Consider the following 22,002-nt stretch of genomic DNA (forward strand, 5'->3'; position numbering starts at 1 on the left):
CGAATCGTGGCGCTGGGACGGATCACCGCACAAGCTGAGAGCACTCCCCGAGCCCCGAGCCGTGAGTCCCGATCCCCGAACCTCCGAAAGGGCACCCCCATGTTCGTACGCACTCCCCGTACGCGCCTGTTCGCCGCCACGGCGGTCGCACTCGTCGCGCTCTCCACCCTCACGGCGTGCGAGGACGGCCAGGGCGTACGGGACGAGGGCCCGTCATCGGCGACCGCCGAGACCTCGTACAGCCGGCCGGGCACCCACACCCCGCCGCCCGGTCAGGTTCACAGCATGCGCGCGGCCTCGGTGGCCCAGTAGGTGAGGATGTTCTGCGCGCCGGCCCGCTTGATCCCGGTCAGGGTCTCCAGGATGGCCCGCTCCCGGTCGACCCAGCCCTTCTCCGCCGCGGCCTCGATCATCGAGTACTCCCCGGAGATCTGATAGGCGGCGACCGGCACGTCCACGGCGTCGGCGACCCGGGCGAGGATGTCGAGGTAGGGCCCGGCGGGCTTGACCATGACGATGTCGGCGCCCTCCTCCAGGTCGAGCGCCAGCTCCCGCAGCGACTCCCTGACGTTGGCGGGGTCCTGCTGGTACGTCTTCCGGTCCCCCTTCAGCGAGGAGCCGACGGCTTCCCGGAAGGGCCCGTAGAAGGCGGACGAGTACTTGGCGGTGTAGGCGAGGATCGCCACGTCCTCGCGCCCGATCTGGTCCAGGGCGTCCCGGACGACCCCGATCTGCCCGTCCATCATCCCGCTGGGCCCGACGACATGGGCGCCCGCGTCGGCCTGGACCTGGGCCATCTCGGCGTACCGCTCAAGGGTGGCGTCGTTGTCGACTCGCCCCTGCGCGTCCAGCACCCCGCAGTGCCCGTGATCGGTGGTCTCGTCGAGACAGAGATCGGACATGACGAGCAGGGCGTCCCCCACCTCGGCCCGTACGTCCCGGATGGCGACCTGAAGGATCCCGTCAGGGTCGGTACCCGGTGTCCCGAAGGCGTCCTTCTTGGCCTCCTCCGGCACCCCGAAGAGCATGATCCCGGAGACCCCGGCCTCCACAGCCTCCAAGGCCGCCTTCTTCAGGCTGTCCCGGGTGTGCTGCACGACACCGGGCATCGCGGAGATCGGCACCGGCTCGCTGACGCCTTCCCGGACGAACGCGGGGAGGATGAAGTCGGCGGGGTGCAGTCGGGTCTCGGCGACCATGCGCCGCATCGCGGGCGAGGTACGCAGCCGACGGGGACGCGTACCGGGAAACGATCCGTACTTCGACATACCCCAACGCTACGCCCGCCCCACACCCCCCTTTGCCGACGCGACGTCGGGCACATCCCACGCCTGCGACGCCTCCGGGCCCCGCATGCGACCCCCGCCCCGCAGGTCCATCCTGGTGGGACAGGACCCCGACGGCATCCCACAACCGCCGCTGTCCCTCCGTCGTGCAAAGGCGCAGCCACCACCAGGCACCGCCGCCCCGGCGCCCGAGGAGGACGCGATGACCGCCATCCACCACAACACCCCGGACCTGTTCGCCCTGTCCGACATCCACGGCCCCGTCCTGCGCCCCGACGACGAGGGTTACGCCGACGAGGTCACCGGCTTCAACCTGGCCGCCAGACACACCCCGGACGTGGTCGTCGGCGCGACCGGCACCGACGACGTCGTCGCCGCGATGCGCTGGGCCGCGGCCACCGGCACCCCCGTGACCGTGCAGGCCACCGGCCACGGAGCCAACTTCCCCGTCGACAACGGCCTGCTGATCAGCACGGCCCGCATGACGGACGTACGGATCGACCCGGCCGAGGGGACCGCGACGGTCGCCGCCGGCGCGAAGTGGCGCCAGGTCCTCGACGCGGCGGCGCCGCACGGCTGCGCCGCGCTCACCGGCACGTCCACGGACATCGGCGTGATCGGCTACACCCTGGGCGGCGGACTCCCGTGCCTCGGCCGGACCTACGGCTACGCGGCCGACCGGGTCCGCTCCTTCCAGGTCGTGACGCCCGACGGCATCCTGCGCGAGACGGACGCCTCCCATGAACCGGACCTGTTCTGGGCCCTGCGCGGCGGCAAGGGCAACGTCGGCGTCGTCACGTCAGTCACCTTCGAGCTGCTCCCCCTGACCCGTCTCGTGGGCGGCGGCATCTACTGCGCCGGCGAGGACGCCGAACCGCTGCTGCGCGCCTGGGCCGACTGGACACCCACCGTCCCGGCGCAGATGTGCACCGCGTTCTCGCTGCTGAGGCTGCCCCCGCTGCCCACCATCCCCGAGCCGCTGCGCGGCAGGTTCTGGTCCCGGGTCGCGGTCGCCTGGACCGGCGACCCGGACGAGGGGGAACGCCTGCTCGCACCGCTCCGCGAGGCGGCGCCCGTCGTGTTCGACACGGTGACGGAGATGGACTACACCGATGTCGACCAGATCTACACGGAACCCGAGAACCCCCTGCCCGCACGGGAGTCCTGCGCGCTGCTGCGGGAGCTCACCCCGGACGCCGTGAGCGCCTTCCTGGCACAGGCCGGTCCCGCCGCCCCCGCCGAGTACCCCCTGCTGCTCGTCGGACTGCGCCACATGGGCGGCCAGTTGTCCCGCCCCGCCGCGGTCGAGGACGCGATCTGCGCCCGCGACGCGAACTACCTGCTGGAGACGGTCGGCGTGCTGGCCGTCGCGGAGGCCGCCGCGCTGATCGAGACGGCCACGGCGACACTGCACGCCGCGATGGCCCCGTACGGCACCGGCCGCACGATGGTCAACATCCACGGCCGGCCGGGCGACGAGCGGGACCGGGCCCGCGCCTGGACCCCGGAGGTCTACGCCCGCCTGCGCCGCACGAAGGCGACGTACGACCCCGCGAACCTGCTGCGCCACGGCCACACGGTGACGCCGGTGGCGGCGGCCTGAACGGCGGACGGGGGCGCCGGCTCACCGAGCCGGCCACCCCCGCACCACTTCCACACCACGTACACCCTGCTGTCGCTCAGGTCGAACGACGCCTCCGCGCCCCGGGCCTGCGCTCGCTCGGCCGGGTGACGGGATCCCCCGACTCGACAGCTGCCGCGCGCCGCCTCAGCCCGAAGTCCGCCAGGGCCTCCGCCAGCTTGTGCACGGACGGCTCCGGAGCCATGACGTCGACCCGCAGCCCGTGCTCCTCGGCGGTCTTCGCCGTGGCAGGCCCGATACACGCGATGACCGTCACGTTGTGCGGCTTCCCAGCGATCCCCACCAGGTTCCGCACAGTGGACGACGACGTGAAGAGAACGGCGTCGAAACCGCCCCCCTTGATCGCCTCCCGGGTCTCCTGCGGCGGCGGCGAGGCCCGCACGGTCCGGTAGGCCGTGACGTCGTCGACCTCCCAGCCCAGCTCGATCAGACCCGCGACCAATGTCTCGGTGGCGATGTCGGCCCGAGGCAGGAAGACGCGGTCGATCGGGTCGAAGACCGGGTCGTAGAGAGGCCAGTCCTCCAGCAACCCGGCAGCGGACTGCTCGCCACTGGGCACCAGATCAGGCTTCACACCGAAGGCGACCAGCGCCTTGGCGGTCTGCTCGCCCACCGCGGCGACCTTGATGCCGGCGAAGGCACGGGCATCGAGCCCGTACTCCTCGAACTTCTCGCGCACGGCCTTGACCGCGTTCACACTCGTGAAAGCGATCCACTCGTACCGGCCCGTCACCAGGCCCTTGACCGCCCGCTCCATCTGCTGGGGCGTCCGCGGCGGCTCGACGGCGATCGTCGGCACCTCGTGCGGCACGGCCCCGTAGGACCGCAGCTGGTCGGAGAGCGAGGCCGACTGCTCCTTCGTCCGCGGAACGAGGACCTTCCAGCCGAACAGCGGCTTGTTCTCGAACCACGACAGTTGCTCGCGCTGAGCAGCGGCGGAGCGCTCGCCGACCACGGCTATGACCGGTCGGCCGCCCTCCGGCGACGGCAGCACCTTCGCCTGCTTCAGCGTCTGCGCGATGGTGCCGAGCGTCGCCGACCACGTCCGCTGACGCGTCGTGGTCCCCGCGACGGTCACGGTCAACGGCGTATCGGGCTTGCGCCCGGCCGCGACCAGCTCACCCGCGGCCGAGGCCACCGAGTCCAGCGTCGTCGAGACGACAACCGTGCCGTCCGACGCACCGACCTCGGTCCAGCACCGGTCGGAGGCGGTACGGGCGTCCACGAACCGGACGTCCGCGCCCTGCGCGTCCCGCAGCGGCACACCCGCGTAAGCGGGCACACCCACGGCTGCCGCGACGCCCGGCACCACCTCGAACGGAACGCCGGCCGCGACGCACGCCAGCATCTCCTCGGCGGCGTACGCGTCGAGCCCGGGGTCCCCGGACACCGCACGCACGACCCGCCTGCCGCCCCGCGAGGCCTCCATGACAAGATGTGCGGCATCCCGCACAGCGGGTACACCAGCGGTTGTTGACGCGCTGTCAACAACCGTCAGTTGAGGTGTGCCTGTGGGCGGATAACTGCCAATAGACGTGTCCAATTCGGTATTGATCACGGCGACGCCTTGTCTGGCGTGCGCACGTACCACGTCGAGCACCTCGTGCTCGGCGACCAGTACGTCCGCGTTCGCCAGCGCCTCGACGGCGCGCAGGGTCAGTAGTCCCGGATCCCCGGGTCCGGCACCAAGAAAGGTGACGTGCCCGTGTTCCGGACCGGCGGGAAGGGTGGTGGGGCTCACTGTGCTCGCTCCCCCATCAGACCGGCCGCGCCCTTGGCAAGCATCTCGGCTGCGAGTTCACGGCCGAGCGCCATTGCTTGGTCGTACGTCTCGGGCACGGGACCGGTGGTGGACAGCTGCACCAGCGTCGAGCCGTCGGTGGTGCCGACGACGCCGCGCAGGCGCATCTCCTTGACAATCTGCCCGTCGGCCAGGAGGTCGGCCAGCGCGCCCACAGGGGCGCTGCAACCGGCCTCCAGGGCGGCGAGCAGTGACCGTTCGGCGGTCACGGCGACCCGAGTGTACGGGTCGTCGAGCTCACCGAGTGCCGCGACGAGTTCGGAGTCGTGGGAGGTGTTCCCCGCTCTGCACTCGATCGCCAGGGCCCCTTGGCCAGGGGCAGGCAGAACCATGTCGACCGACAGGAAGTCGGTCACTTCGTCGATGCGCCCGATGCGGTTGAGCCCGGCCGCGGCCAGGACGACAGCATCCAGCTCACCACTCCTCACGTACCCGATGCGGGTATCCACGTTCCCCCGGATCGGAACGACCTCGACGCTCAGCCCATGGGCACGCGCATACGAGTTCAGCTGGGCCATGCGCCGGGGCGAACCCGTCCCCACCCGCGCCCCGCGCGGCAGGTCGGTGAACTTCAGCTCCTCGCGCGCCACCAGCACGTCCCGGGGATCCTCGCGCTCGGGCACAGCCGCCAGCACCAGCTCGTCGGGCTGCCCGGTCGGCAGGTCCTTCAGCGAGTGCACGGCGAAGTCGATGTCCCCCTTGAGGAGGGCCTCCCGCAGGGCGGTCACAAAGACCCCCGTGCCGCCGATCTGGGCGAGGTCCGCACGGGACACATCGCCGTACGTCGTGATCTCGACGAGCTCGACGGGCCGCCCGGTCAGCCGCCTCACGGCGTCCGCGACCTGCCCGGACTGGGCCAGGGCGAGTTGACTTCGCCTGGTCCCAAGTCTCAGCGCCCCTTTTACTGGCTCTGGCTCACTCATGCTCGCCCTCGGTTCTCGGCGTTCGCCTCAGCGATGTGGTCGTCGTCCTGGTCCGCCCGGGATACGGAGGCGACCGTCTCCTGGTCGAGGTCGAACAGGGTGCGCAGCGCGTCCGCGTACCCGGCGCCGCCGGGTTCGGCCGCGAGCTGCTTGACCCGTACGGTCGGCGCGTGCAGCAGCTTGTCGACGACGCGCTTCACGGTCTGGGTGATCTCGGCGCGGTGCTTCTCGTCGAGGCCGGGCAGCCGCCCGTCGAGCCGGGCGATCTCACCGGCGACCACATCGGCGGCCATGGCGCGCAGCGCGACCACGGTGGGCGTGATGTGCGCGGCCCGCTGCGCCGCCCCGAAGGCCGCGACCTCGTCGGCGACGATCCGCCGGACCTGGTCCACGTCGGCCGCCATCGGTACGTCGGCGGACGCCTCAGCGAGCGACTCGATGTCCACCAGGCGCACCCCGGCCAGCCGGTGCACGGCGGCGTCGATGTCCCGCGGCATCGCGAGATCGAGCAGCGACAGCACGGGCACGGGGCGCGGAACACCGGCGACCGGCTCGGGCCGGCGCTGCTCGGGAATCCGCCCGAAGCGGGCCACGGTCGCGACGAGCGCGTCGATCAGCTCACCGTCGTCGTCCGGCGTACGCCGAGCGGCATCGCGCCGGTCGACGGTGCCGTTGTCCACCCAGGCCGCGTGCTGCTCCAGCGTCGCCGCGTCCATCCCGGCGACGGCGGCCTCACCCATCACCGAGAACCCGGCCGACTCCTGCACGGCGGAACCCTGCACCGCGGCCAGGTCCAGCGGACACCCGTCATCGGTGCCAAGACTGGTGGGCGGCAGGACCGCCCGTACGTCCCCTGCCGCGGTCGTACGAGGAGACAGCCCGGCGGACTCCGCCGGCACCCGGCCCTCGACGGCCGCCGCGATGGTCTCGGCGGTGAGGACGAGTCCGGTCGCACCGGTGCACGAAACGGCGATATCGGCACGTGTCAGCTCGAACGGCACCGATTCCATCGGAACCGCACGGGCCGACACAGGCGTCTCGCCGCCCTCGTACCGGGCGTTCTCGGTGAGGATCTGCGCGAGCCGCTCGGCGCGGTCCGCCGTGCGGTTGGCTACGACGATCTCGGCGACCCCGAGCCGCGCGAGCGTGGCGGCGGCCAGCGAGGACATCGACCCGGCACCGATGACGAGGGCCTTCTTGCCGGCCGCCCACGAATCCACCGCGGCCCCCGCAGCGAGCTGCTGGAGCCCGAAGGTGACCAGGGACTGCCCGGCGCGGTCGATCCCGGTCTCGGAGTGGGCGCGCTTGCCGACCCGCAGCGCCTGCTGGAACAGGTCGTTCAGCAGCCGCCCGGCGCTGTGCAGCTCCTGCGCGACAGCGAGCGAGTCCTTCATCTGCCCGAGGATCTGGCCCTCGCCGACGACCATGGAGTCGAGCCCGCAGGCGACGGAGAACAGGTGATGGACAGCCCGGTCCTCGTAATGCACGTACAAGTACGGAGTGAGCTCGTCGAGCCCCACCCCGCTGTGCTGGGCGAGCAGCGTGGACAGCTCGGCGACACCCGCGTGGAACTTGTCCACGTCCGCGTACAGCTCGATGCGGTTGCAGGTGGCGAGCAGCGCGGCCTCGGTGGCCGGCTCGGCGGCCACGGTGTCCTGCAGCAGCTTGATCTGGGCGTCCTGGGACAGCGCGGCCCGCTCAAGGACACTGACCGGAGCGCTGCGGTGGCTCAGCCCGACGACGAGAAGACTCATGCCGGCATCACGGCGGGGACGTCCCCGTCAGGCCCTTTGCCACTGCCGTCACCGCTGCCGCGTGCACCCTTGGCCGATGCCGCGGCCGCCGCAGCGGCATCGGCCGCCGCTGCCGCCGCGTCGGCTTCCTCGCCCGCCTTGCGCTGCTCGTGAAAGGCAAGGATCTGCAACTCGATGGAGAGATCGACTTTACGTACGTCGACCCCGTCCGGAACGGTCAGCACGGTGGGAGCGAAGTTGAGAATGGAGGTCACACCCGCGGCGACGAGACGCTCACACACCGGCTGAGCGGCACCGGCGGGGGTGGCGATAACGCCAATGGAGACACCGTTCTCGGCGATGATCCTTTCCAGATCATCCGAGTGCTGCACCGGAATACCCGCGACCGGCTTTCCCGCCATGGCGGGATCGGCGTCGATGAGGGCGGCGACCCGGAATCCACGCGAGGCGAAGCCGCCGTAGTTCGCGAGGGCGGCGCCGAGATTACCGATACCGACGATCACTACCGGCCAGTCCTGGGTCAGCCCCAGCTCACGCGAGATCTGATAGACGAGATACTCGACGTCGTACCCGACACCCCGCGTCCCGTACGAGCCCAGGTAGGAGAAGTCCTTGCGCAGCTTCGCGGAGTTGACCCCGGCGGCGGCGGCCAGTTCCTCGGAGGAGACCGTGGGTACCGAGCGCTCCGACAGTCCGGTCAGGGCACGGAGGTACAGCGGAAGCCTGGCGACGGTGGCCTCGGGAATCCCTCGGCTGCGGGTCGCCGGTCGGTGAGTTCGGCCAGTTGCCACGGTGCTCCTGCGGGTAGCGCGGGGCTGCAGGCGGTCACACGTACCTAGACCGCCCCGTCGAATGCAGGTTATGTCTTTGTGAACGCGTGCACAAAGATGGTGTCCGATTTGCCCGGCCAACGTGACCGGGGTCACGCGCCCCCGGCGCACACGTATGGAACCGGCGCACAAGCACCATCGTCCCACGTCGTCACAGCCGCCATTGGGGGGCAAAACCGCACACACTCCTAACGAATCCCGCCCCCGAGATCTGAACCGCCCTCGATCCTAGGCGACTTTCCGGACCACTTGGACTGCTCGGTCAGCTCTTGGTCAGAACTCGACCGATCGGTAATCGGCCGGGAATCTATGTGAGGGCTTTGCGAAGACGTTCTTCGTTCACGCGCCAGAACGTGTGCTGGGCCCCGTCGATGAGCACGACGGGGATCTGTTCCCAGTACTCACGGTGGAGTTCCTCGTCCTGAGAGATGTCCTTCTGTTCCCAGGGCACCCCGAGATCGGCACACACCTTCTCGACGACTCCCTGTGCGTCATCACACAAATGGCAACCGGGCTTCCGGATGAGAGTGACGAGCCGGGACTGTGGCGTACGACGGTCGGCGCGCCGAAAGAGGGGACTCATACCCCTATTGTCCCGCGCCGACGGACGCCCCGGAGGGCAGCACCGGCCGTCGCCTCTCCGCATCCTTAACGACACAGTCGCGGAGAGTTCACACCCTTCAAACCTCTCGACTCCGGAACCACCGAACAAACTGGCTATGCTCACGCCATGGCCGCTCCAGGATGGCTCACCCCCCGTAGGCGCTCCGCCACCGCGCGGAGCGTGTTGGCAGGCGAGGCCTCGGCGGAGGCAGCGCGCAAATCCTCCCAGGAGCTGGAGGAACTGACGCCCGCGCCGGTCCCGCCGAGCACCGACGAGGAACCGGCGTTCCCCGTCCTCGGCGACGACAAGGCCGCCGCCTTCTTCGACCTCGACAACACCGTGATGCAGGGCGCCGCGATCTTCCACTTCGGCCGGGGCCTGTACAAACGGAAGTTCTTCGAGACCCGCGACCTGTACCGATTCGCCTGGCAGCAGGCGTGGTTCAGGCTGGCCGGCATCGAGGACCCCGAGCACATGCAGGACGCCCGCGACTCGGCCCTGTCGATCGTGCAGGGCCACCGCGTCTCCGAGCTGATGTCGATCGGCGAGGAGATCTACGACGAGTACATGGCCGAACGCATCTGGCCCGGGACGCGCGCACTGGCCCAGGCCCACCTGGACGCGGGCCAGAAGGTCTGGCTGGTGACAGCGGCCCCCGTCGAGATCGCGACCGTCATCGCCCGCCGCCTGGGCCTGACCGGCGCCCTGGGCACGGTCGCGGAGTCGGTGGACGGCGTATACACAGGCAAGCTGGTGGGCGAGCCCCTGCACGGCCCGGCAAAAGCAGAAGCGGTCCGCGCCCTGGCCGCGGCAGAAGGCCTCACCCTCTCCCGCTGCGCCGCGTATTCGGACTCGCACAACGACATCCCGATGCTCTCCCTGGTGGGCCACCCCTACGCGATCAACCCGGACACCAAGCTCCGCAAACACGCCCGCCAACTGGACTGGCGCCTACGGGACTACCGCACCGGCCGCAAAGCAGCGAAGGTCGGCATCCCCGCAGCAGCAGGCGTAGGAGCAGTAGCCGGCGGCACAGCAGCCGCCATCGCCCTACACCGCCGCCGCCGCTGACCCAGCCGGACGCCGCTACAGCCCAGGCCGCGTTTCCCACCCACCCACCCGTCTCACCTCGTTCGCCACCCGCCCTCGAACTTCCCGATGCCGACCGGCATTCCCAGCAACGAGGCCCGCTCAGCCCCACCTTCTTTCCCACCCACCCACCCCACCGCGTCTCCAGCCAAGGCCCAGACACCCCAGCCCGCCCGGCGTTCGAGAACAAGGCCCGTCCAGCCCCAGCTCCTCTCCCGCCCACCCCCACCGCATCTCCAGCCAAGGCCCAGACACCCCAGCCCGCCCGGCGTTCGAGAACAAGGCCCGCCCGGCCCCAGCGTCTCTCCCGCCCACCCGCCCCCGCCGCGTCTCCAGCCAAGGCCAGACACCCCAGCCCGCCCGGCGTTCGAGAACAAGGCCCGCCCGGCCCCAGCGTCTCTCCCGCCCACCCGCCCCCGCCGCTCCTGCAGCCCAGGACCAGGCACTCCAGCCCGTCCGGCGCTTGAGGACAAGGCCCGTTCAGGGCCGCAAAGGGGGGTCTGGGGGCGCAGCCCTCAGGGATGGGACGGGTAAGGGCGGCGGGGGCGAAACCACCCATTCCAGCCGGCCCACCCCCACACCCCCTCCACCAGTCCCGCTGGCCGTACACAGCCACAACACGCCCCGAGCGAAGCTCAACTCGGCCTTATTCGATCAACAAGCGCTCACACTGCGGCACTTGAACAGGCCCCAACTGGTAACAGAAGCGACGTAATCGATGATTTGAGCAACCGGGTGTAGCAGGGCCTGTACGAAGCGTTATTCTCCTCAGACGCAAACCGGTACCCCTCCGTCGCTACGACGGGTGAAAGGTCCCGCACTGCACGTGATGGAAGCTCTGCCTCTGGGAGTCCCGTGTACCCACACGTCGGGGTTGACGCCTCGGGCCTGGCTACGCTGCGCGCAACGGTCCTAGACCTGTTGCGCGGCTTCGTCCCCACCGCGTACGCCGTCCCCGCATTCGCCACCGCCGCACCACTCGGCCCGTGCTACGCACTGGCCGACGGCACCGCCGCGGTCGGCAGACGAGGGCGCGCGGCCGGTGCCGCCACCACCGCCCGCCGCCCCGCCGCGGACAGTGACAGCGCCCGCATGATGGACCTTGTCGAGCGTGCCCAGGCCGGCGAGGCCGACGCCTTCGGCCGCCTTTACGACCAGTACAGCGACACTGTGTACCGGTACATCTACTACCGAGTGGGAGGAAAGGCCACCGCCGAGGACCTGACGAGCGAGACGTTCCTGCGCGCCCTGCGCCGCATCGGAACCTTCACCTGGCAGGGCCGCGACTTCGGCGCGTGGCTCGTCACCATCGCCCGCAACCTCGTCGCCGACCACTTCAAGTCCAGCCGTTTCCGGCTCGAAGTGACCACGGGCGAGATGCTGGACGCCAACGAGGTCGAGCGCTCACCGGAGGACTCCGTCCTGGAGTCCCTCTCGAACGCCGCTCTCCTCGACGCCGTAAAACGACTCAACCCCCAGCAGCAGGAGTGCGTGACACTGCGCTTCCTCCAGGGGCTGTCCGTCGCCGAGACCGCCCGAGTGATGGGCAAGAACGAGGGCGCCATCAAGACCCTCCAGTACCGGGCCGTCCGCACCCTCGCCCGGCTCCTGCCGGAAGACGCCCGCTGAATACCGTACGAAGTACTCCGCGTACGCGACCGCGCACACCACTGGGCACACCACCGGGGACGGGCCCGCACACACCACCGGCGCACCCCGCGCCAAAGCCGGAGGAACAGGCCCTGCGGCCGCCCCGGCTCTCCGCCCCACCCCACGCCCGGATCCCGTACGTCCAGCTCCCGTACGCTCGGCGACCGCCAACTCACCTTCCGTGAAAGTCCGTTGAGTTCGCGGTCCGATCATCCGTCGTCCGTAACCCAAGTGCCGCGCCACTCGTTGTGCGGGATACAGGCTCCCTGTGGTCACTCCCTGGCCGTCTCCGATCACCCGATCGTGTGGATGTGGTCAGGGCGTGCAACCCTCAGGACCCCCTGGGGAGCCGACCGTCATGACGAGAGGAGGTGCCGCCAGTGATCGCGAACGTTTCGGCGCACCGGCGGGCGAACGCCTTCGCCCAGGCCCTGGAGGAGCTGTCCGACCGGGACTCGGCGGCCGAGCAGCCCGAAGGACCGGCACCGGACCCCGACCCGGAGCAGGCCCCGCCTGCTGCGGAACGGGCGGACCAGCGGGCGGACCACCGGGCGGAACGGACCGAACCGAGTCACCTGTTGGCCCTCACAACAGGTCTCGGCGAGCTGCCCAAGCCCGTGCTCGACCCCGCGGTCAAGGTCGTCCACCGGGCCCAGTTGGTGGCCGCGATGGAGGCCATGCTGCGGGACGGCACGGTACCGGGAGGCGGGGCGGCGGACCCTTTGGTGCCCGAGCAGCGCTCCCGGGCCAGAGGCACGCACCGGGCGAGCGGGCTGGGGAAGTTGCGACCCCGTTCACGGCTGACGAAGGGTCTCGCCGCGGGCGGACTCAGCGTCGGTGTGGCCGCGGGAGCGTTCGGCGGCGTCGCCGCCGCCAGTTCCGACGCCCTGCCCGGTGATTCGCTGTACGGCCTCAAGCGCGGCATCGAGGACGTCAAGCTCAACTACCTGGCCGACGGCGCCGGCGAGCGCGGCAAGGTCTACCTCGACCAGGCTTCGACGCGGCTCAGCGAGGCCCGCCGCCTGATGGAGCGCGACCGCGCCGGCCAGCTCGACCACGAGTCGCTCGGTGAGATCCGCCGCGCCCTGTCCGGTATGCAGCACGACGCCTCGGAAGGCCACCGCCTGCTCCACGAGGCGTACCAGCGCGACCCCGACTCACTGGGCCCCATCCAGGCCCTCGACGCCTTCTCCCGCTCCCACCGCGACGCGTGGGGCGCCCTGCGCGACCGCCTCCCCGTCCAGCTCGGGGACGTCAGCCAGGAAGTGTCGTCGGTCTTCGACGCCATAGACCAAGAGGTCGCCCCACTCCAGTCGCTGCTCCCGAAGCCCCCCTCCCAGAGCGGCGGCAAGGGCGGTGGCGGAGGAGGCCAAGAGCAGAGTTCCGGACCGGAGTCGGGCACGAGTTCGTCCGGTTCCGACCGGTCGGCCGCGCCCAGCGACACCGGCGGCGACACCGCCGACGGGCGCGGCACCAGCAGCGGCAACCCCAAGCCGTCCACCTCCGACACCAGCAGTGACGGCCTGCTCGGCGGCAGCACAGGCGACCTCCTCGACCCGCCCCAGGCCAGCGGTACGGCATCCCCGTCGACCACCACCCCGTCCGCCACCGAACCGGACGTCACCCTGCCACCGCTCCTCCCGGGCCTGCTGCCCGGCCTGGGCATCGACAGCGAGGACACGAGCCAGTAGCAGTCAGCGGTACGAGAGTTGGGGCGCCCTTCCTGGGAAGGGCGCCCCAACTCTCGTACCACGTGTGTCAGATGACCGCGTGTGTCAGATGTCAGAAATAGACCGATCTCAGAAAAAGACCGACCGCCGCTGCACCAGCAACTTGTACAGCGTGTGCTGGATCTGTTCCCTGACCTGGTCCGTCAGGTTGAACATCAGCATCGGGTCCTCGGCCGCCTCCGGCGGGTAGTGGTCCGTGCGGATCGGTTCGCCGAACTGGATCGTCCACTTCGTGGGGAGCGGGATCCCGCCCAGCGGGCCCAGCCACGGGAACGTCGGGGTGATCGGGAAGTACGGGAAGCCCAGCAGCCGGGCCAGCGTCTTGGCGTTGCCGATCATCGGGTAGATCTCCTCCGCCCCGACGATCGAGCAGGGGATGATCGGCGCACCCTGCCGAAGCGCCGTCGACACGAAGCCGCCGCGGCCGAAGCGCTGCAACTTGTACCGCTCGCTGAACGGCTTGCCGATGCCCTTGAAGCCCTCCGGCATCACACCGACGAGTTCGCCGCGCTCCAGGAGCCGTTCCGCGTCCTCGGCGCAGGCCAGGGTGTGACCAGCCTTGCGGGCCAGCTCGTTGACCACCGGCAGCATGAAGACCAGGTCCGCCGCGAGGAGCCGGAGATGACGGCCCGCCGGATGGTTGTCGTGCACGGCGACCTGCATCATCACGCCGTCCAGCGGCAACGTCCCGGAGTGGTTGGCGACGATCAGGGCGCCGCCCTCCGCCGGGATGTTCTCGATGCCCTTGACCTCGACCCGGAAGTACTTCTCGTACAGCGGGCGCACCAGCGACATCAGGACCTGGTCGGTGAGCTCGGCGTCATAGCCGAACTCGTCGACCTCGTAGTCCCCGGTGAGCCGGCGCCGCAGGAAGGACAGGCCGCCCGCGACCCGCCTCTCCAGGCCGCCGACGACACCGCCGCCCGCGGAGGGAGACGGGGACTGGTGCTCGGGCTGGCCCTGGGGCTGCTGGGGCGGCTGTTGCTCTCGCGTCACCTGGACATCATCCTGCGCGCGCAGGCGTCCCGGCAGGGGCTGGACCTCGCGGACCACAGCCGATTCGCTCTTGCGCCGGCTGCTCCCCGCGCCCCGGCGGCGCGACGGCCGCGCTACGGCGCCCGCGCGGGACCTGTCGTCGTCGAACGGAATGACCTTGGCATCCGCCATCGTTGATGCGCTCCTCGGTTGGCGCTCTGCGTCGGGTGACCCTCTGCGGTTCAGGTGGCGTACGGCTTCGGGCGACCGTCCGCCTCAGGTGTCTGTCTGCGTCGGGGGTGCCGTCTCCGTCAGGTCGCTGTCGTGGTCGGGATCGTGTCCGTGGCCGTCGTCGTCACGGCCGTGGTGCCGCCGCGGCCCGCGAAGGGTACGAAGGGCAGCGCGGCGATCCGGTCGACGGCCCCCGCGAGGGCCTCGGGCGGCAGCAGACCGGGACCGCGACCGCGGGCGAAGTCCGTGAACGTCTCGGCGGTCGTGAACTTCGGCTGGTAGCCCAGCGTCTCGCGCATCTGGTTCGTCGCCACGACCCTGCCGTGCGTGAGCAGCCGGATCTGCTCGGGCGAGAAGTCCGTCATACCCAGCGTACGCACCAGCGAGCCGGCCCAGGTGACCGCGGGCAGCAGCAGTGGCACGGTGGGCCGCCCGAGCCGCCGGGAGCACTGCGACAGCAGCAGGACCCCGTCGCCGGCGATGTTGAACGTGCCGCTGTTGAGCGTCCCGCGCTCCGGGTCGTGCGAGGCGATGCGCAGGACCTCGATGACATCGTCCTCGTGCACGAACTGGAGCCGCGGGTCGTAGCCCAGGACGGTCGGCAGGACAGGCAGCGCGAAGTACTGGGCGAGCGGCGAGTCCGCGGTCGGCCCCAGGATGTTGGCGAACCGCAGCACACACACGGCGACGTCGGGTCGCCGCCGCGCGAACCCCCGTACGTACCCCTCGACCTCGACCGCGTCCTTGGCGAAGCCGCCGCTGGGCAGCGACTTGGGCGGGGTGGTCTCGGTGAAGACGGCCGGATCCCGGGGCGCGGACCCGTACACGTTGGTACTGGACTTGACGACCAGCCGCTTCACGGCGGGGGACTTCTGACAGGCACCCAGCAGCTGCATGGTGCCGATGACGTTGGTCTCCTTGACCGTGGTCCGGCTGCCGCTGCCCAGCGCGATGCCCGTCACGTCCAGGTGTACGACCGTGTCGGCGTTCGTCTCGGCGAGCACCCGCGCGATGGTGGGCTGCCGGATGTCGGCCTGGATGAAGTCGGCGCCACCCAGATGATGTTCGGGCGGCACCGCGTCCACGGCGATGACCCTGTCCACCTGCGGGTCACGCTGGATCCGTCGTACGAACCGGCCCCCCAGCTGACGGGCCACTCCGGTCACGAGCACGACCTTGCCCAAGATCAGCGCCTTCCTTCCAGCCGTGTTTCCCGTGTGGGGCCCAACCTAGCGGGTTGTTGTTGCGCTGTGATGACCGCCCGATGCATGAAGTCACGACGACTCCATACGTACGATCGGAAAGAGCCATCTGCCACGCAGTCGTACACACAAGCTACGACGGCCACAGGCGCAACACGACTGTGGCCCCCCACCGGATACCGGTGGGGGGCCACAGCCTTCACACTCGCGCTCGCGCTCTAGCAGCGTCGCGGAACAGTAGTAGTCCTGATCTCGCGATCGGACTACTTCTTGTTGCGACGCTGAACACGCGTGCGCTTCAGCAGCTTGCGGTGCTTCTTCTTGGCCATCCGCTTGCGCCGCTTCTTGATAACAGAGCCCACGACTACCCTCGCTCACTTCTCATCACTCGGCGTTGGGCGCCATGGGCCCATACGACCTACAAGGGGCCAGCCTACCCGTCCGAGCGCTGAGGTCGTAATCGAGGAGAATCGAGGAGATCAGGGGGGATCCGGTAGAACACAGTGAGCCCTGTAAACCCTGTGAGTCCTGTGCCCTGAGGATCCCCATCCGCCCCCCTCGACCGCCGTCAGGCTGTCTCCACCCCCACATAGCTCTCGCGGAGGTACTCGTGAACCGCTTGCTCGGGGACGCGGAAGGACCGCCCCACCCGAATCGCGGGCAGATGACCGCTGTGCACCAACCGGTACACGGTCATCTTCGACACTCGCATCACCGAGGCGACTTCCGCCACGGTAAGGAACTGAACCTCGTTCAGAGGCCTCTCGCCAGCTGCAGCCATGACACACCTGAACCTTCCGCACTCGACCCGGCCACCGGCTTCCCCTTCCGGTGACTCTTCGTCGCTGCGTGCTCACTCCCCAATGTAGGGGCGGGTGATGCGAGTGGGGAAGAGGTGCACCCATCGGCGGCCTACTGTGACAGACACGCTCGATTGAGTACGTAGCGGGTAATCGGCCGGTAGTAATCAGACCGCACAGCGTCATCAAGTGGAACGACGACGGACACGCGCCCCTCGGCCTCTCCGACGAACAGTGCGGGGTCGTCCGTATCGGCCAGCCCGATCGCCTCGAACCCCAGCTGACCTGCACCGCAGACCCATCCGTGGTCCCCGATGACGAGCTCCGGGAGCGCCCCGCCGGCCTCGGCAACGGCCGCCAGAGCGGTCCGAACCGGGAGAGGCGAGTGCGTGTGTGCGCCGGGCTCACGCCCGGCGGCCAGGACCCCCGGTTTCCGCACGAAGGCGACTCCTCGTACGTAGTCAAGGTTGTACGTGCGTAGGCCGAACCGGGTCGTTATGTCGACAGAGCTACCCTGCGCCGGGGTGAGGACGGCACATCCCGCCGCCGACAGGGCGTCCGCCAGAGCGGCGTAGAAACCGAGCAGTCGGTGCGGGTGACCGGTGCCAAGAAGCACGGGCGCCCGCTTCCGCGCGACTGCGGAGAGTCGCCCGGCGAAGGCATCGAGGGCCGCGAGCGTCCGTTCCGGATCGATCACATCACACCCCGAGGTGTGCCGCGGATCGGCCGAAACCCCACACCTGTCGGCCATCAACCCGATCAAGTCCCGCTGCTGCCACGCCCACTCGGGATCGAGTCCGATCAGCACCCGGGGATCACGAGCAGCGAAAAGCCGATAACTCCGCAGACTCTCCTCCCGCGAAGTGGCCACGACCCCGGCAAGCCGGGCAGCCAGCAGATGGGCACGCAACGCCCCGGCACTCAACACACCCCCGATGCTGACGGATGCCTATGCCCCTCACCCCGAAAACCCCAAAAACCCCCACAGTTGGCGCAACGGGACACACCCCACGCGGGCCGACATCTCCAGCCCAGGCGGCACCTCTTGACCGCGGCCGGTACCTCTCAAGCGCCGGCCCGCACCTCCAGCCCGTCCGGCGTCCGAGGACGAGGCCCGTTCAGCGCCAGCTTCTCTCCCACCGACCCGCCCCCACCGCTTCTCCAGCGCAGGCGGTATCTCTCAGCCCAGGCGGTACCTCCCGAGCGCGGGCAGTACCTCTCACGCCCGGGCGGTACCTCTTGGAGCGCCGGCCCGCACCTCCAGCCTGTCCGGCGTTTGAGGACAAGGCCCGTTCAGGGCCGACAGCGGGGTCTGGGGCGGCAGCCCCAGGGATGGGACGGGTAGGGGCGGCGGGGGCGAGGAAACCACCCCCAACCCCCCTACGCCAACAACCCCCGCAACGGAAAAACCGCCCGCCGAGCCGCAATAACCGCCTGATCCAACCGATCCGCGGGGTCGTACCCCGCCTCCCAGTCGGCCCAGGCAACAGGCCACCGCCCATCCGTCATCCGCGCCGGCGCCAACTGCCGCGTACGAGCGAACACTTCCTGCCGCCACCCCTCCGGAATCACCGCCGCAGGCTCAACCTCCCGCCCCGCAGCAATCGCCACCAGGTGCGTCCAGGACCGCGGTACGACCTCCACCACCGCATATCCACCGCCCCCCAGGGCGACCCACTTCCCGTCCGCGTACTCGTGCGCAAGCTCATGACAGGCGACCTGCACAGCCCGCTGCGCGTCCAACGACACGGCGAGATGCGCGAGCGGATCCTCGAAGTGGGTGTCCGCCCCGTGCTGGGTGACAAGCACCTGCGGCCGAAAGTCCGCGATCAGCTCAGGCACGACCGCGTGAAAGGCCCGCAGCCACCCCGCGTCCCCGGTCCCGGCCGGCAGCGCCACATTGACGGCGCTCCCCTCCCCCGCCCCCTCCGCCCCCGTCTCCTCAGGCCACCCGGTCTGCGGAAACAGCGTGCGCGGATGCTCGTGCAGCGAGATCGTCAGAACCCGCGGGTCCTCCCAGAACGCGGCCTGGACCCCGTCCCCGTGATGGACGTCCACATCCACATAGGCGACCCGCTCGGCCCCGAGCTCCAGCAACCGGGCGATGGCCAGCGAAGCATCGTTGTAGATACAGAACCCGGACGCACCCCCCGGCATCGCATGATGCAACCCGCCAGCGAAGTTGACGGCGTGCAGCGCGTCCCCATGCCACACCGCCTCAGCGGCCCCCACGGACTGCCCCGCGATCAACGCGGACACCTCGTGCATCCCGGCGAAGGCCGGATCATCGACGGTCCCCAGCCCGTACGCCGAGTCGGCCGCCCCCGGATCAGCCGAGGCAGCCTTGACCGCCTCGATGTAGTCCTCACGATGCACCAGCCGCAGCGTCGACTCCCCGGCCGGCTTCGCCGAGACGACATCCACATCCCGGTCCAGCCCGAAGGCCTCGACAAGTCGCCGGGTCAGGGCGAGCCGGACCGGATCCATCGGGTGATCCGGACCGAAGTCATAGCCCGTTACTGCCTCGTCCCACATCAGCTGTGCGCGGCCGCTCATGCCCGTCACCGTATCGGGCCAGCCCCGGATCGAACGACCCCGCATACCTCAACGTCACCAGGACCAACACCATCGGAACCAGCATCGCTCCGCGATAGTTCCACAGGTCGCCCAGCGCCCCCACCAAGGGCGAACCGATCAAGAACCCCACATAGTTGAAGATGTTGAGCCGCGCGACGGCGGCGTCGGAAGCCCCGGGGAAAAGCCGTCCAGCCGCCGCGAAAGTCTGCGGCACGATCACACACAGCCCGAGCCCCAGCAACGTGAACCCGAGCATCCCGACCCAGGCCCCCGGCGCCACGGCCACCACACCGAACCCGAGCGCCGCCACCACCGCCCCCGCCCGCACGACGGCCACGGCCCCGAACCTCCGTACCCCGAGGTCCCCGATGGCCCGCCCGACAAGAGTCGTCACCATGTACACGTTGTACGGCACGGTGGCGAGCTGCTCCGAGCTCCCGAGCACGTCCTGCAGATACTTCGCACTCCAGTTGGAGACGGTCGAGTCCCCGATGTAGGCGAAGGTCATCACCAGACACAGCGGCAGCAGCATCTTGAAGACGATGGGCCCCGAACCACCCCCATCACCCGACTCACCGGAAGCCCTCGTGGCCGCGGCCGCAACCGCATCCACCTTCACGTCACCGGCACCATCACGAGCGTCCCGCGCATCGACGTACCACCGGCTCCCGACCAGCGCGGCCGGCAACAGCACAACCACCACAGGCAGGTAGGACACGAAGAGGTCGAGATGCCAGTGCGCACCGACCCAGGCCAGCGAGGCCCCCACGATCCCGCCCAGGCTGTACACCGCATGGAACCCGAGCATGATGCTGCGCCCGTACACCCGCTGCAGGCTCACCCCGAGCATGTTCATCGACGCGTCGAGCGCCCCGACGGCCAGCCCGAACGCCCCCAGCGCCACTGCCACTTCGGCCACATGGTCACCGGCGCCGACTCCGAGCAACGCCAGCAGTACGACGGGCTGCGACCACCTCAGTACGAGGCTGGGCGGCACCCGCTTGACCAGGTGCTCGGTGCAGACACTGCCGACCCCGGCCAGCACCGGCACGGCGGCCAGGAAGGCGGGCAGCAATGCGTCGGATATCCCGTACCGGTCCTGGATGGCCGGGATCCGCGTCACGAGCAGCGCGAAGGCGACGCCCTGGGCGAAAAAGCTGAACGCCAGCGAGGCTCTGCCGCGCCGCAGCACATCTGTCATGGCCGCGAGCGTATGGCCCAGGCCTACTCGTGGGTAGACGATTCAGAAGATGAATTCTGCTCATCTTTGAACCGACCCAGGGGACGACACCCCGTCAATCACCCTGAGCACTCACACCACCACACCAAGTACGGACACCGGCACCAACACCGGCGCCGGCGCCACTACGCAGAGAAACCTCATCGCGGAGCATCCGCTTCATGGGCTCGACAGCCAACACGCCACCCACCACCACGGCCCCCACCACCGCCACCACCATCACGACATTGCCGAGCCAGACCATGGTGTCGACGGAAAAGACGTACACCCCCACGATCCGCGCAACGCACTCACCCACCAGAACAACGCCCCACACCACCGAGAAGGTCTGCTCGGCCCGCCGAAACCGCAAGGACCCCTGAGCCAGCCGCTCCCAGGCGGCAGCGCGCTCCAGATCCCCCTTGACGAGGAACGGCTTCATCCCCGCGGTCATCATCGGCCGCCCCAGCCGGACCGACACCAGCACCCCGATCCCGACGACACTGCTGATCCCGCTGTCCTTCACCAGCATCAGCCGCGCATCCCCGGCGACAAAACTGAGCACCACCCCGACAACGTTGACGACGAGGATGAGCGCGGCCATCCCATTGACCGCCCGCTCCCGCACGGCACTCCACCCGGTCCGCACCGCGGGCACGGCGCTGCTCCACCCGAGCGCGGCGACGGTACTCATCCCGAGCCCGTCCTTGAACACGTAGTACGACCCGACGGGCACCGCCACATCGAGAACCAGCGGCAGAAAGCTCCGGCGAAGGGAAGCTGGGTTCGAGGTCATCCCCCAAGCCTCGCGGCCACCCTCACCCCACCAACAGAAACGATCATCCAGACCCGGGGATGACAAATGTCAGCGCCGCCCCATGCCCGACCTCAAACGACCAACTCACTCAACTCCCCCATGCTGCCGAAGAGTCGAGTGGCCCCGGCCAGCCGCTCGGCAGGGGTCATAGCGGTGAACCCGAGGACATCCATCCCGGCCGCAACAGCAGCCTGCACCCCCAACGGGCTGTCCTCCACCACCACACACCTCGCAGCCGCCACCCCCATACGCTCGGCCGCGTAGAGAAACAGATCGGGCGCCGGCTTCCCCCGCCCCACATCATCCGCACTGAAAACCCGCCCACCCTCGAACCACCGCTCAAGCCCAGTAGTCCGATGCCCCACCCGAATCCGCTCATGACTCCCAGAGGAAGCCACGCAGAACGGCACCCCCTCCACCCCCAACTTCTCCAGTACGTCGACCACGCCGGCCACCGGCCTCAACTCCCGCTCGAAGGCAGCGAACACCCGAGCATGAAAGACATCGTCGAAGCCGTCCGGCAACCGCCGCCCACTCCGCTCCTCCACCAGATCGTGGACGCGGTGCATGGCAGAGCCCATGTAGTCGCGGAGGGAATCCTCGTAGGAGGTCGGATGCCCCAGCTCGGTGAGATAGGCGGCCAGCAGGTTATTGGAGATCGACTCACTGTCGACAAGAACACCGTCGTTGTCGAAGATGACAAGGTCATAGCGCATAGCAAGGACCCTAAATGACCCAGAACGCAGAAAACCCCCGCACTCAAGAGTGCGGGGGTTTTCGCAATATTTGTTCGGCGGTGTCCTACTCTCCCACAGGGTCCCCCCTGCAGTACCATCGGCGCTGTGAGGCTTAGCTTCCGGGTTCGGAATGTA

General features: G+C 69.5%; 20 protein-coding genes and 1 rRNA gene. 5 read left to right on the top strand and 16 right to left on the bottom strand.

The features are described from left to right. The first annotated feature begins 99 nt into the window (after positions 1-99). Positions 100-312, top strand: coding sequence for a hypothetical protein (locus tag ACH4TV_RS47505; protein WP_398407718.1), 213 nt, complete (start codon positions 100-102; stop codon positions 310-312). Here ACH4TV_RS47505 and hemB read toward each other — a convergent pair. Beyond that, positions 279-1,268: a porphobilinogen synthase gene (gene hemB, locus ACH4TV_RS47510; RefSeq protein WP_398407719.1), complete on the bottom strand. Its 990-nt coding sequence runs from the start codon at positions 1,266-1,268 to the stop codon at positions 279-281. The genes ACH4TV_RS47505 and hemB overlap by 34 nt on opposite strands. Before the next feature lie 220 nt (positions 1,269-1,488). On the opposite strand from hemB, the gene ACH4TV_RS47515 reads away from it, so the two are divergent. Continuing rightward, on the top strand, positions 1,489-2,889 hold the full coding sequence (locus ACH4TV_RS47515; RefSeq protein WP_398407720.1) for an FAD-binding oxidoreductase: 1,401 nt from the start codon (positions 1,489-1,491) through the stop codon (positions 2,887-2,889). A 76-nt stretch (positions 2,890-2,965) separates the two neighbouring features. Here the strand turns inward: ACH4TV_RS47515 and ACH4TV_RS47520 are convergent, their stop codons facing one another. The 5 genes from ACH4TV_RS47520 to ACH4TV_RS47540 all read right to left on the bottom strand — a co-directional run bounded on the left by ACH4TV_RS47520 (position 2,966) and on the right by ACH4TV_RS47540 (position 8,819). Further along, positions 2,966-4,669, bottom strand: a complete 1,704-nt coding sequence (locus ACH4TV_RS47520) for a uroporphyrinogen-III synthase (RefSeq protein WP_398407721.1) — start codon at positions 4,667-4,669, stop codon at positions 2,966-2,968. Further along, the gene (gene hemC, locus ACH4TV_RS47525) at positions 4,666-5,652 is read right to left on the bottom strand and encodes a hydroxymethylbilane synthase (RefSeq protein WP_398407722.1); all 987 of its coding nucleotides are present in this window, start codon (positions 5,650-5,652) and stop codon (positions 4,666-4,668) included. The genes ACH4TV_RS47520 and hemC overlap by 4 nt, the downstream gene beginning before the upstream one ends. Continuing rightward, complete coding sequence (locus tag ACH4TV_RS47530) at positions 5,649-7,406, bottom strand: glutamyl-tRNA reductase (protein WP_398407723.1); 1,758 nt, start codon at positions 7,404-7,406, stop codon at positions 5,649-5,651. The genes hemC and ACH4TV_RS47530 overlap by 4 nt, the downstream gene beginning before the upstream one ends. Further along, positions 7,403-8,197, bottom strand: a complete 795-nt coding sequence (locus ACH4TV_RS47535; protein ID WP_398407724.1) for a redox-sensing transcriptional repressor Rex — start codon at positions 8,195-8,197, stop codon at positions 7,403-7,405. The genes ACH4TV_RS47530 and ACH4TV_RS47535 overlap by 4 nt, the downstream gene beginning before the upstream one ends. 346 nt (positions 8,198-8,543) lie before the next feature. Continuing rightward, the gene (locus ACH4TV_RS47540) at positions 8,544-8,819 is read right to left on the bottom strand and encodes a glutaredoxin family protein (protein ID WP_398407725.1); all 276 of its coding nucleotides are present in this window, start codon (positions 8,817-8,819) and stop codon (positions 8,544-8,546) included. A gap of 147 nt (positions 8,820-8,966) precedes the next feature. Here ACH4TV_RS47540 and ACH4TV_RS47545 point away from each other — a divergent pair, with 147 nt between their 5' ends. From ACH4TV_RS47545 to ACH4TV_RS47555, 3 genes are all read left to right on the top strand, one after another. Then, complete coding sequence (locus tag ACH4TV_RS47545; RefSeq protein ID WP_398407726.1) at positions 8,967-9,911, top strand: HAD family hydrolase; 945 nt, start codon at positions 8,967-8,969, stop codon at positions 9,909-9,911. A gap of 873 nt (positions 9,912-10,784) precedes the next feature. Beyond that, on the top strand, positions 10,785-11,558 hold the full coding sequence (locus ACH4TV_RS47550; RefSeq protein ID WP_398407727.1) for an ECF subfamily RNA polymerase sigma factor, BldN family: 774 nt from the start codon (positions 10,785-10,787) through the stop codon (positions 11,556-11,558). Between the two features lie 401 nt (positions 11,559-11,959). After that, positions 11,960-13,270 (top strand): DUF5667 domain-containing protein, encoded by a 1,311-nt coding sequence (locus ACH4TV_RS47555; protein WP_398407728.1) that lies wholly within the window; start codon positions 11,960-11,962, stop codon positions 13,268-13,270. Positions 13,271-13,378: 108 nt separating this feature from the next. On the opposite strand, the gene ACH4TV_RS47560 is transcribed toward ACH4TV_RS47555, so the two are convergent. The 10 genes from ACH4TV_RS47560 to rrf all read right to left on the bottom strand — a co-directional run. Next, positions 13,379-14,476, bottom strand: coding sequence for a lysophospholipid acyltransferase family protein (locus tag ACH4TV_RS47560; RefSeq protein WP_398407729.1), 1,098 nt, complete (start codon positions 14,474-14,476; stop codon positions 13,379-13,381). Positions 14,477-14,595: 119 nt separating this feature from the next. Then, positions 14,596-15,699: an NAD-dependent epimerase/dehydratase family protein gene (locus tag ACH4TV_RS47565; protein ID WP_398407730.1), complete on the bottom strand. Its 1,104-nt coding sequence runs from the start codon at positions 15,697-15,699 to the stop codon at positions 14,596-14,598. A gap of 281 nt (positions 15,700-15,980) precedes the next feature. Beyond that, positions 15,981-16,079 (bottom strand): 30S ribosomal protein bS22, encoded by a 99-nt coding sequence (locus tag ACH4TV_RS47570; protein WP_003948845.1) that lies wholly within the window; start codon positions 16,077-16,079, stop codon positions 15,981-15,983. Positions 16,080-16,285: 206 nt separating this feature from the next. Further along, positions 16,286-16,498 (bottom strand): helix-turn-helix domain-containing protein, encoded by a 213-nt coding sequence (locus ACH4TV_RS47575; RefSeq protein WP_004984898.1) that lies wholly within the window; start codon positions 16,496-16,498, stop codon positions 16,286-16,288. 131 nt (positions 16,499-16,629) lie between these two features. Beyond that, positions 16,630-17,445 carry a phosphatase gene (locus ACH4TV_RS47580; protein WP_398407731.1) on the bottom strand — a complete coding sequence of 272 codons (816 nt, stop codon included), beginning with the start codon at positions 17,443-17,445 and terminating at the stop codon, positions 16,630-16,632. A gap of 452 nt (positions 17,446-17,897) precedes the next feature. Then, entirely contained in the window at positions 17,898-19,073 is a 1,176-nt protein-coding gene (locus ACH4TV_RS47585) for an acetoin utilization protein AcuC (RefSeq protein WP_398407735.1), read from the bottom strand. Further along, positions 19,024-20,295, bottom strand: coding sequence for an MFS transporter (locus ACH4TV_RS47590; RefSeq protein WP_398407732.1), 1,272 nt, complete (start codon positions 20,293-20,295; stop codon positions 19,024-19,026). The genes ACH4TV_RS47585 and ACH4TV_RS47590 overlap by 50 nt, the downstream gene beginning before the upstream one ends. 94 nt (positions 20,296-20,389) lie before the next feature. Beyond that, positions 20,390-21,109, bottom strand: a complete 720-nt coding sequence (locus ACH4TV_RS47595) for a VC0807 family protein (RefSeq protein ID WP_398407733.1) — start codon at positions 21,107-21,109, stop codon at positions 20,390-20,392. A 92-nt stretch (positions 21,110-21,201) separates the two neighbouring features. Beyond that, the gene (locus ACH4TV_RS47600) at positions 21,202-21,846 is read right to left on the bottom strand and encodes an HAD family hydrolase (RefSeq protein ID WP_398407734.1); all 645 of its coding nucleotides are present in this window, start codon (positions 21,844-21,846) and stop codon (positions 21,202-21,204) included. A 72-nt stretch (positions 21,847-21,918) separates the two neighbouring features. Then, a 5S ribosomal RNA gene (gene rrf, locus ACH4TV_RS47605) occupies positions 21,919-22,002 on the bottom strand; the annotation flags it as partial.

Origin of the sequence: Streptomyces sp. NPDC020898, from assembly GCF_044333925.1 — a bacterium.
GTDB lineage: Bacteria > Actinomycetota > Actinomycetes > Streptomycetales > Streptomycetaceae > Streptomyces.

What these genes read in the sequence shown, in the direction of transcription:
- ACH4TV_RS47505 (WP_398407718.1), top strand. Translation starts at nt 100, where the DNA reads ATGTTCGTACGCACTCCCCGTACGCGCCTGTTCGCCGCCACGGCGGTC.
- hemB (WP_398407719.1), bottom strand. Translation starts at nt 1,268, where the DNA reads ATGTCGAAGTACGGATCGTTTCCCGGTACGCGTCCCCGTCGGCTGCGT.
- ACH4TV_RS47515 (WP_398407720.1), top strand. Translation starts at nt 1,489, where the DNA reads ATGACCGCCATCCACCACAACACCCCGGACCTGTTCGCCCTGTCCGAC.
- hemC (WP_398407722.1), bottom strand. Translation starts at nt 5,652, where the DNA reads ATGAGTGAGCCAGAGCCAGTAAAAGGGGCGCTGAGACTTGGGACCAGG.
- ACH4TV_RS47530 (WP_398407723.1), bottom strand. Translation starts at nt 7,406, where the DNA reads ATGAGTCTTCTCGTCGTCGGGCTGAGCCACCGCAGCGCTCCGGTCAGT.
- ACH4TV_RS47540 (WP_398407725.1), bottom strand. Translation starts at nt 8,819, where the DNA reads ATGAGTCCCCTCTTTCGGCGCGCCGACCGTCGTACGCCACAGTCCCGG.
- ACH4TV_RS47545 (WP_398407726.1), top strand. Translation starts at nt 8,967, where the DNA reads ATGGCCGCTCCAGGATGGCTCACCCCCCGTAGGCGCTCCGCCACCGCG.
- ACH4TV_RS47560 (WP_398407729.1), bottom strand. Translation starts at nt 14,476, where the DNA reads ATGGCGGATGCCAAGGTCATTCCGTTCGACGACGACAGGTCCCGCGCG.
- ACH4TV_RS47575 (WP_004984898.1), bottom strand. Translation starts at nt 16,498, where the DNA reads ATGGCTGCAGCTGGCGAGAGGCCTCTGAACGAGGTTCAGTTCCTTACC.
- ACH4TV_RS47585 (WP_398407735.1), bottom strand. Translation starts at nt 19,073, where the DNA reads ATGAGCGGCCGCGCACAGCTGATGTGGGACGAGGCAGTAACGGGCTAT.
- ACH4TV_RS47590 (WP_398407732.1), bottom strand. Translation starts at nt 20,295, where the DNA reads ATGACAGATGTGCTGCGGCGCGGCAGAGCCTCGCTGGCGTTCAGCTTT.
- ACH4TV_RS47595 (WP_398407733.1), bottom strand. Translation starts at nt 21,109, where the DNA reads ATGACCTCGAACCCAGCTTCCCTTCGCCGGAGCTTTCTGCCGCTGGTT.
- ACH4TV_RS47600 (WP_398407734.1), bottom strand. Translation starts at nt 21,846, where the DNA reads ATGCGCTATGACCTTGTCATCTTCGACAACGACGGTGTTCTTGTCGAC.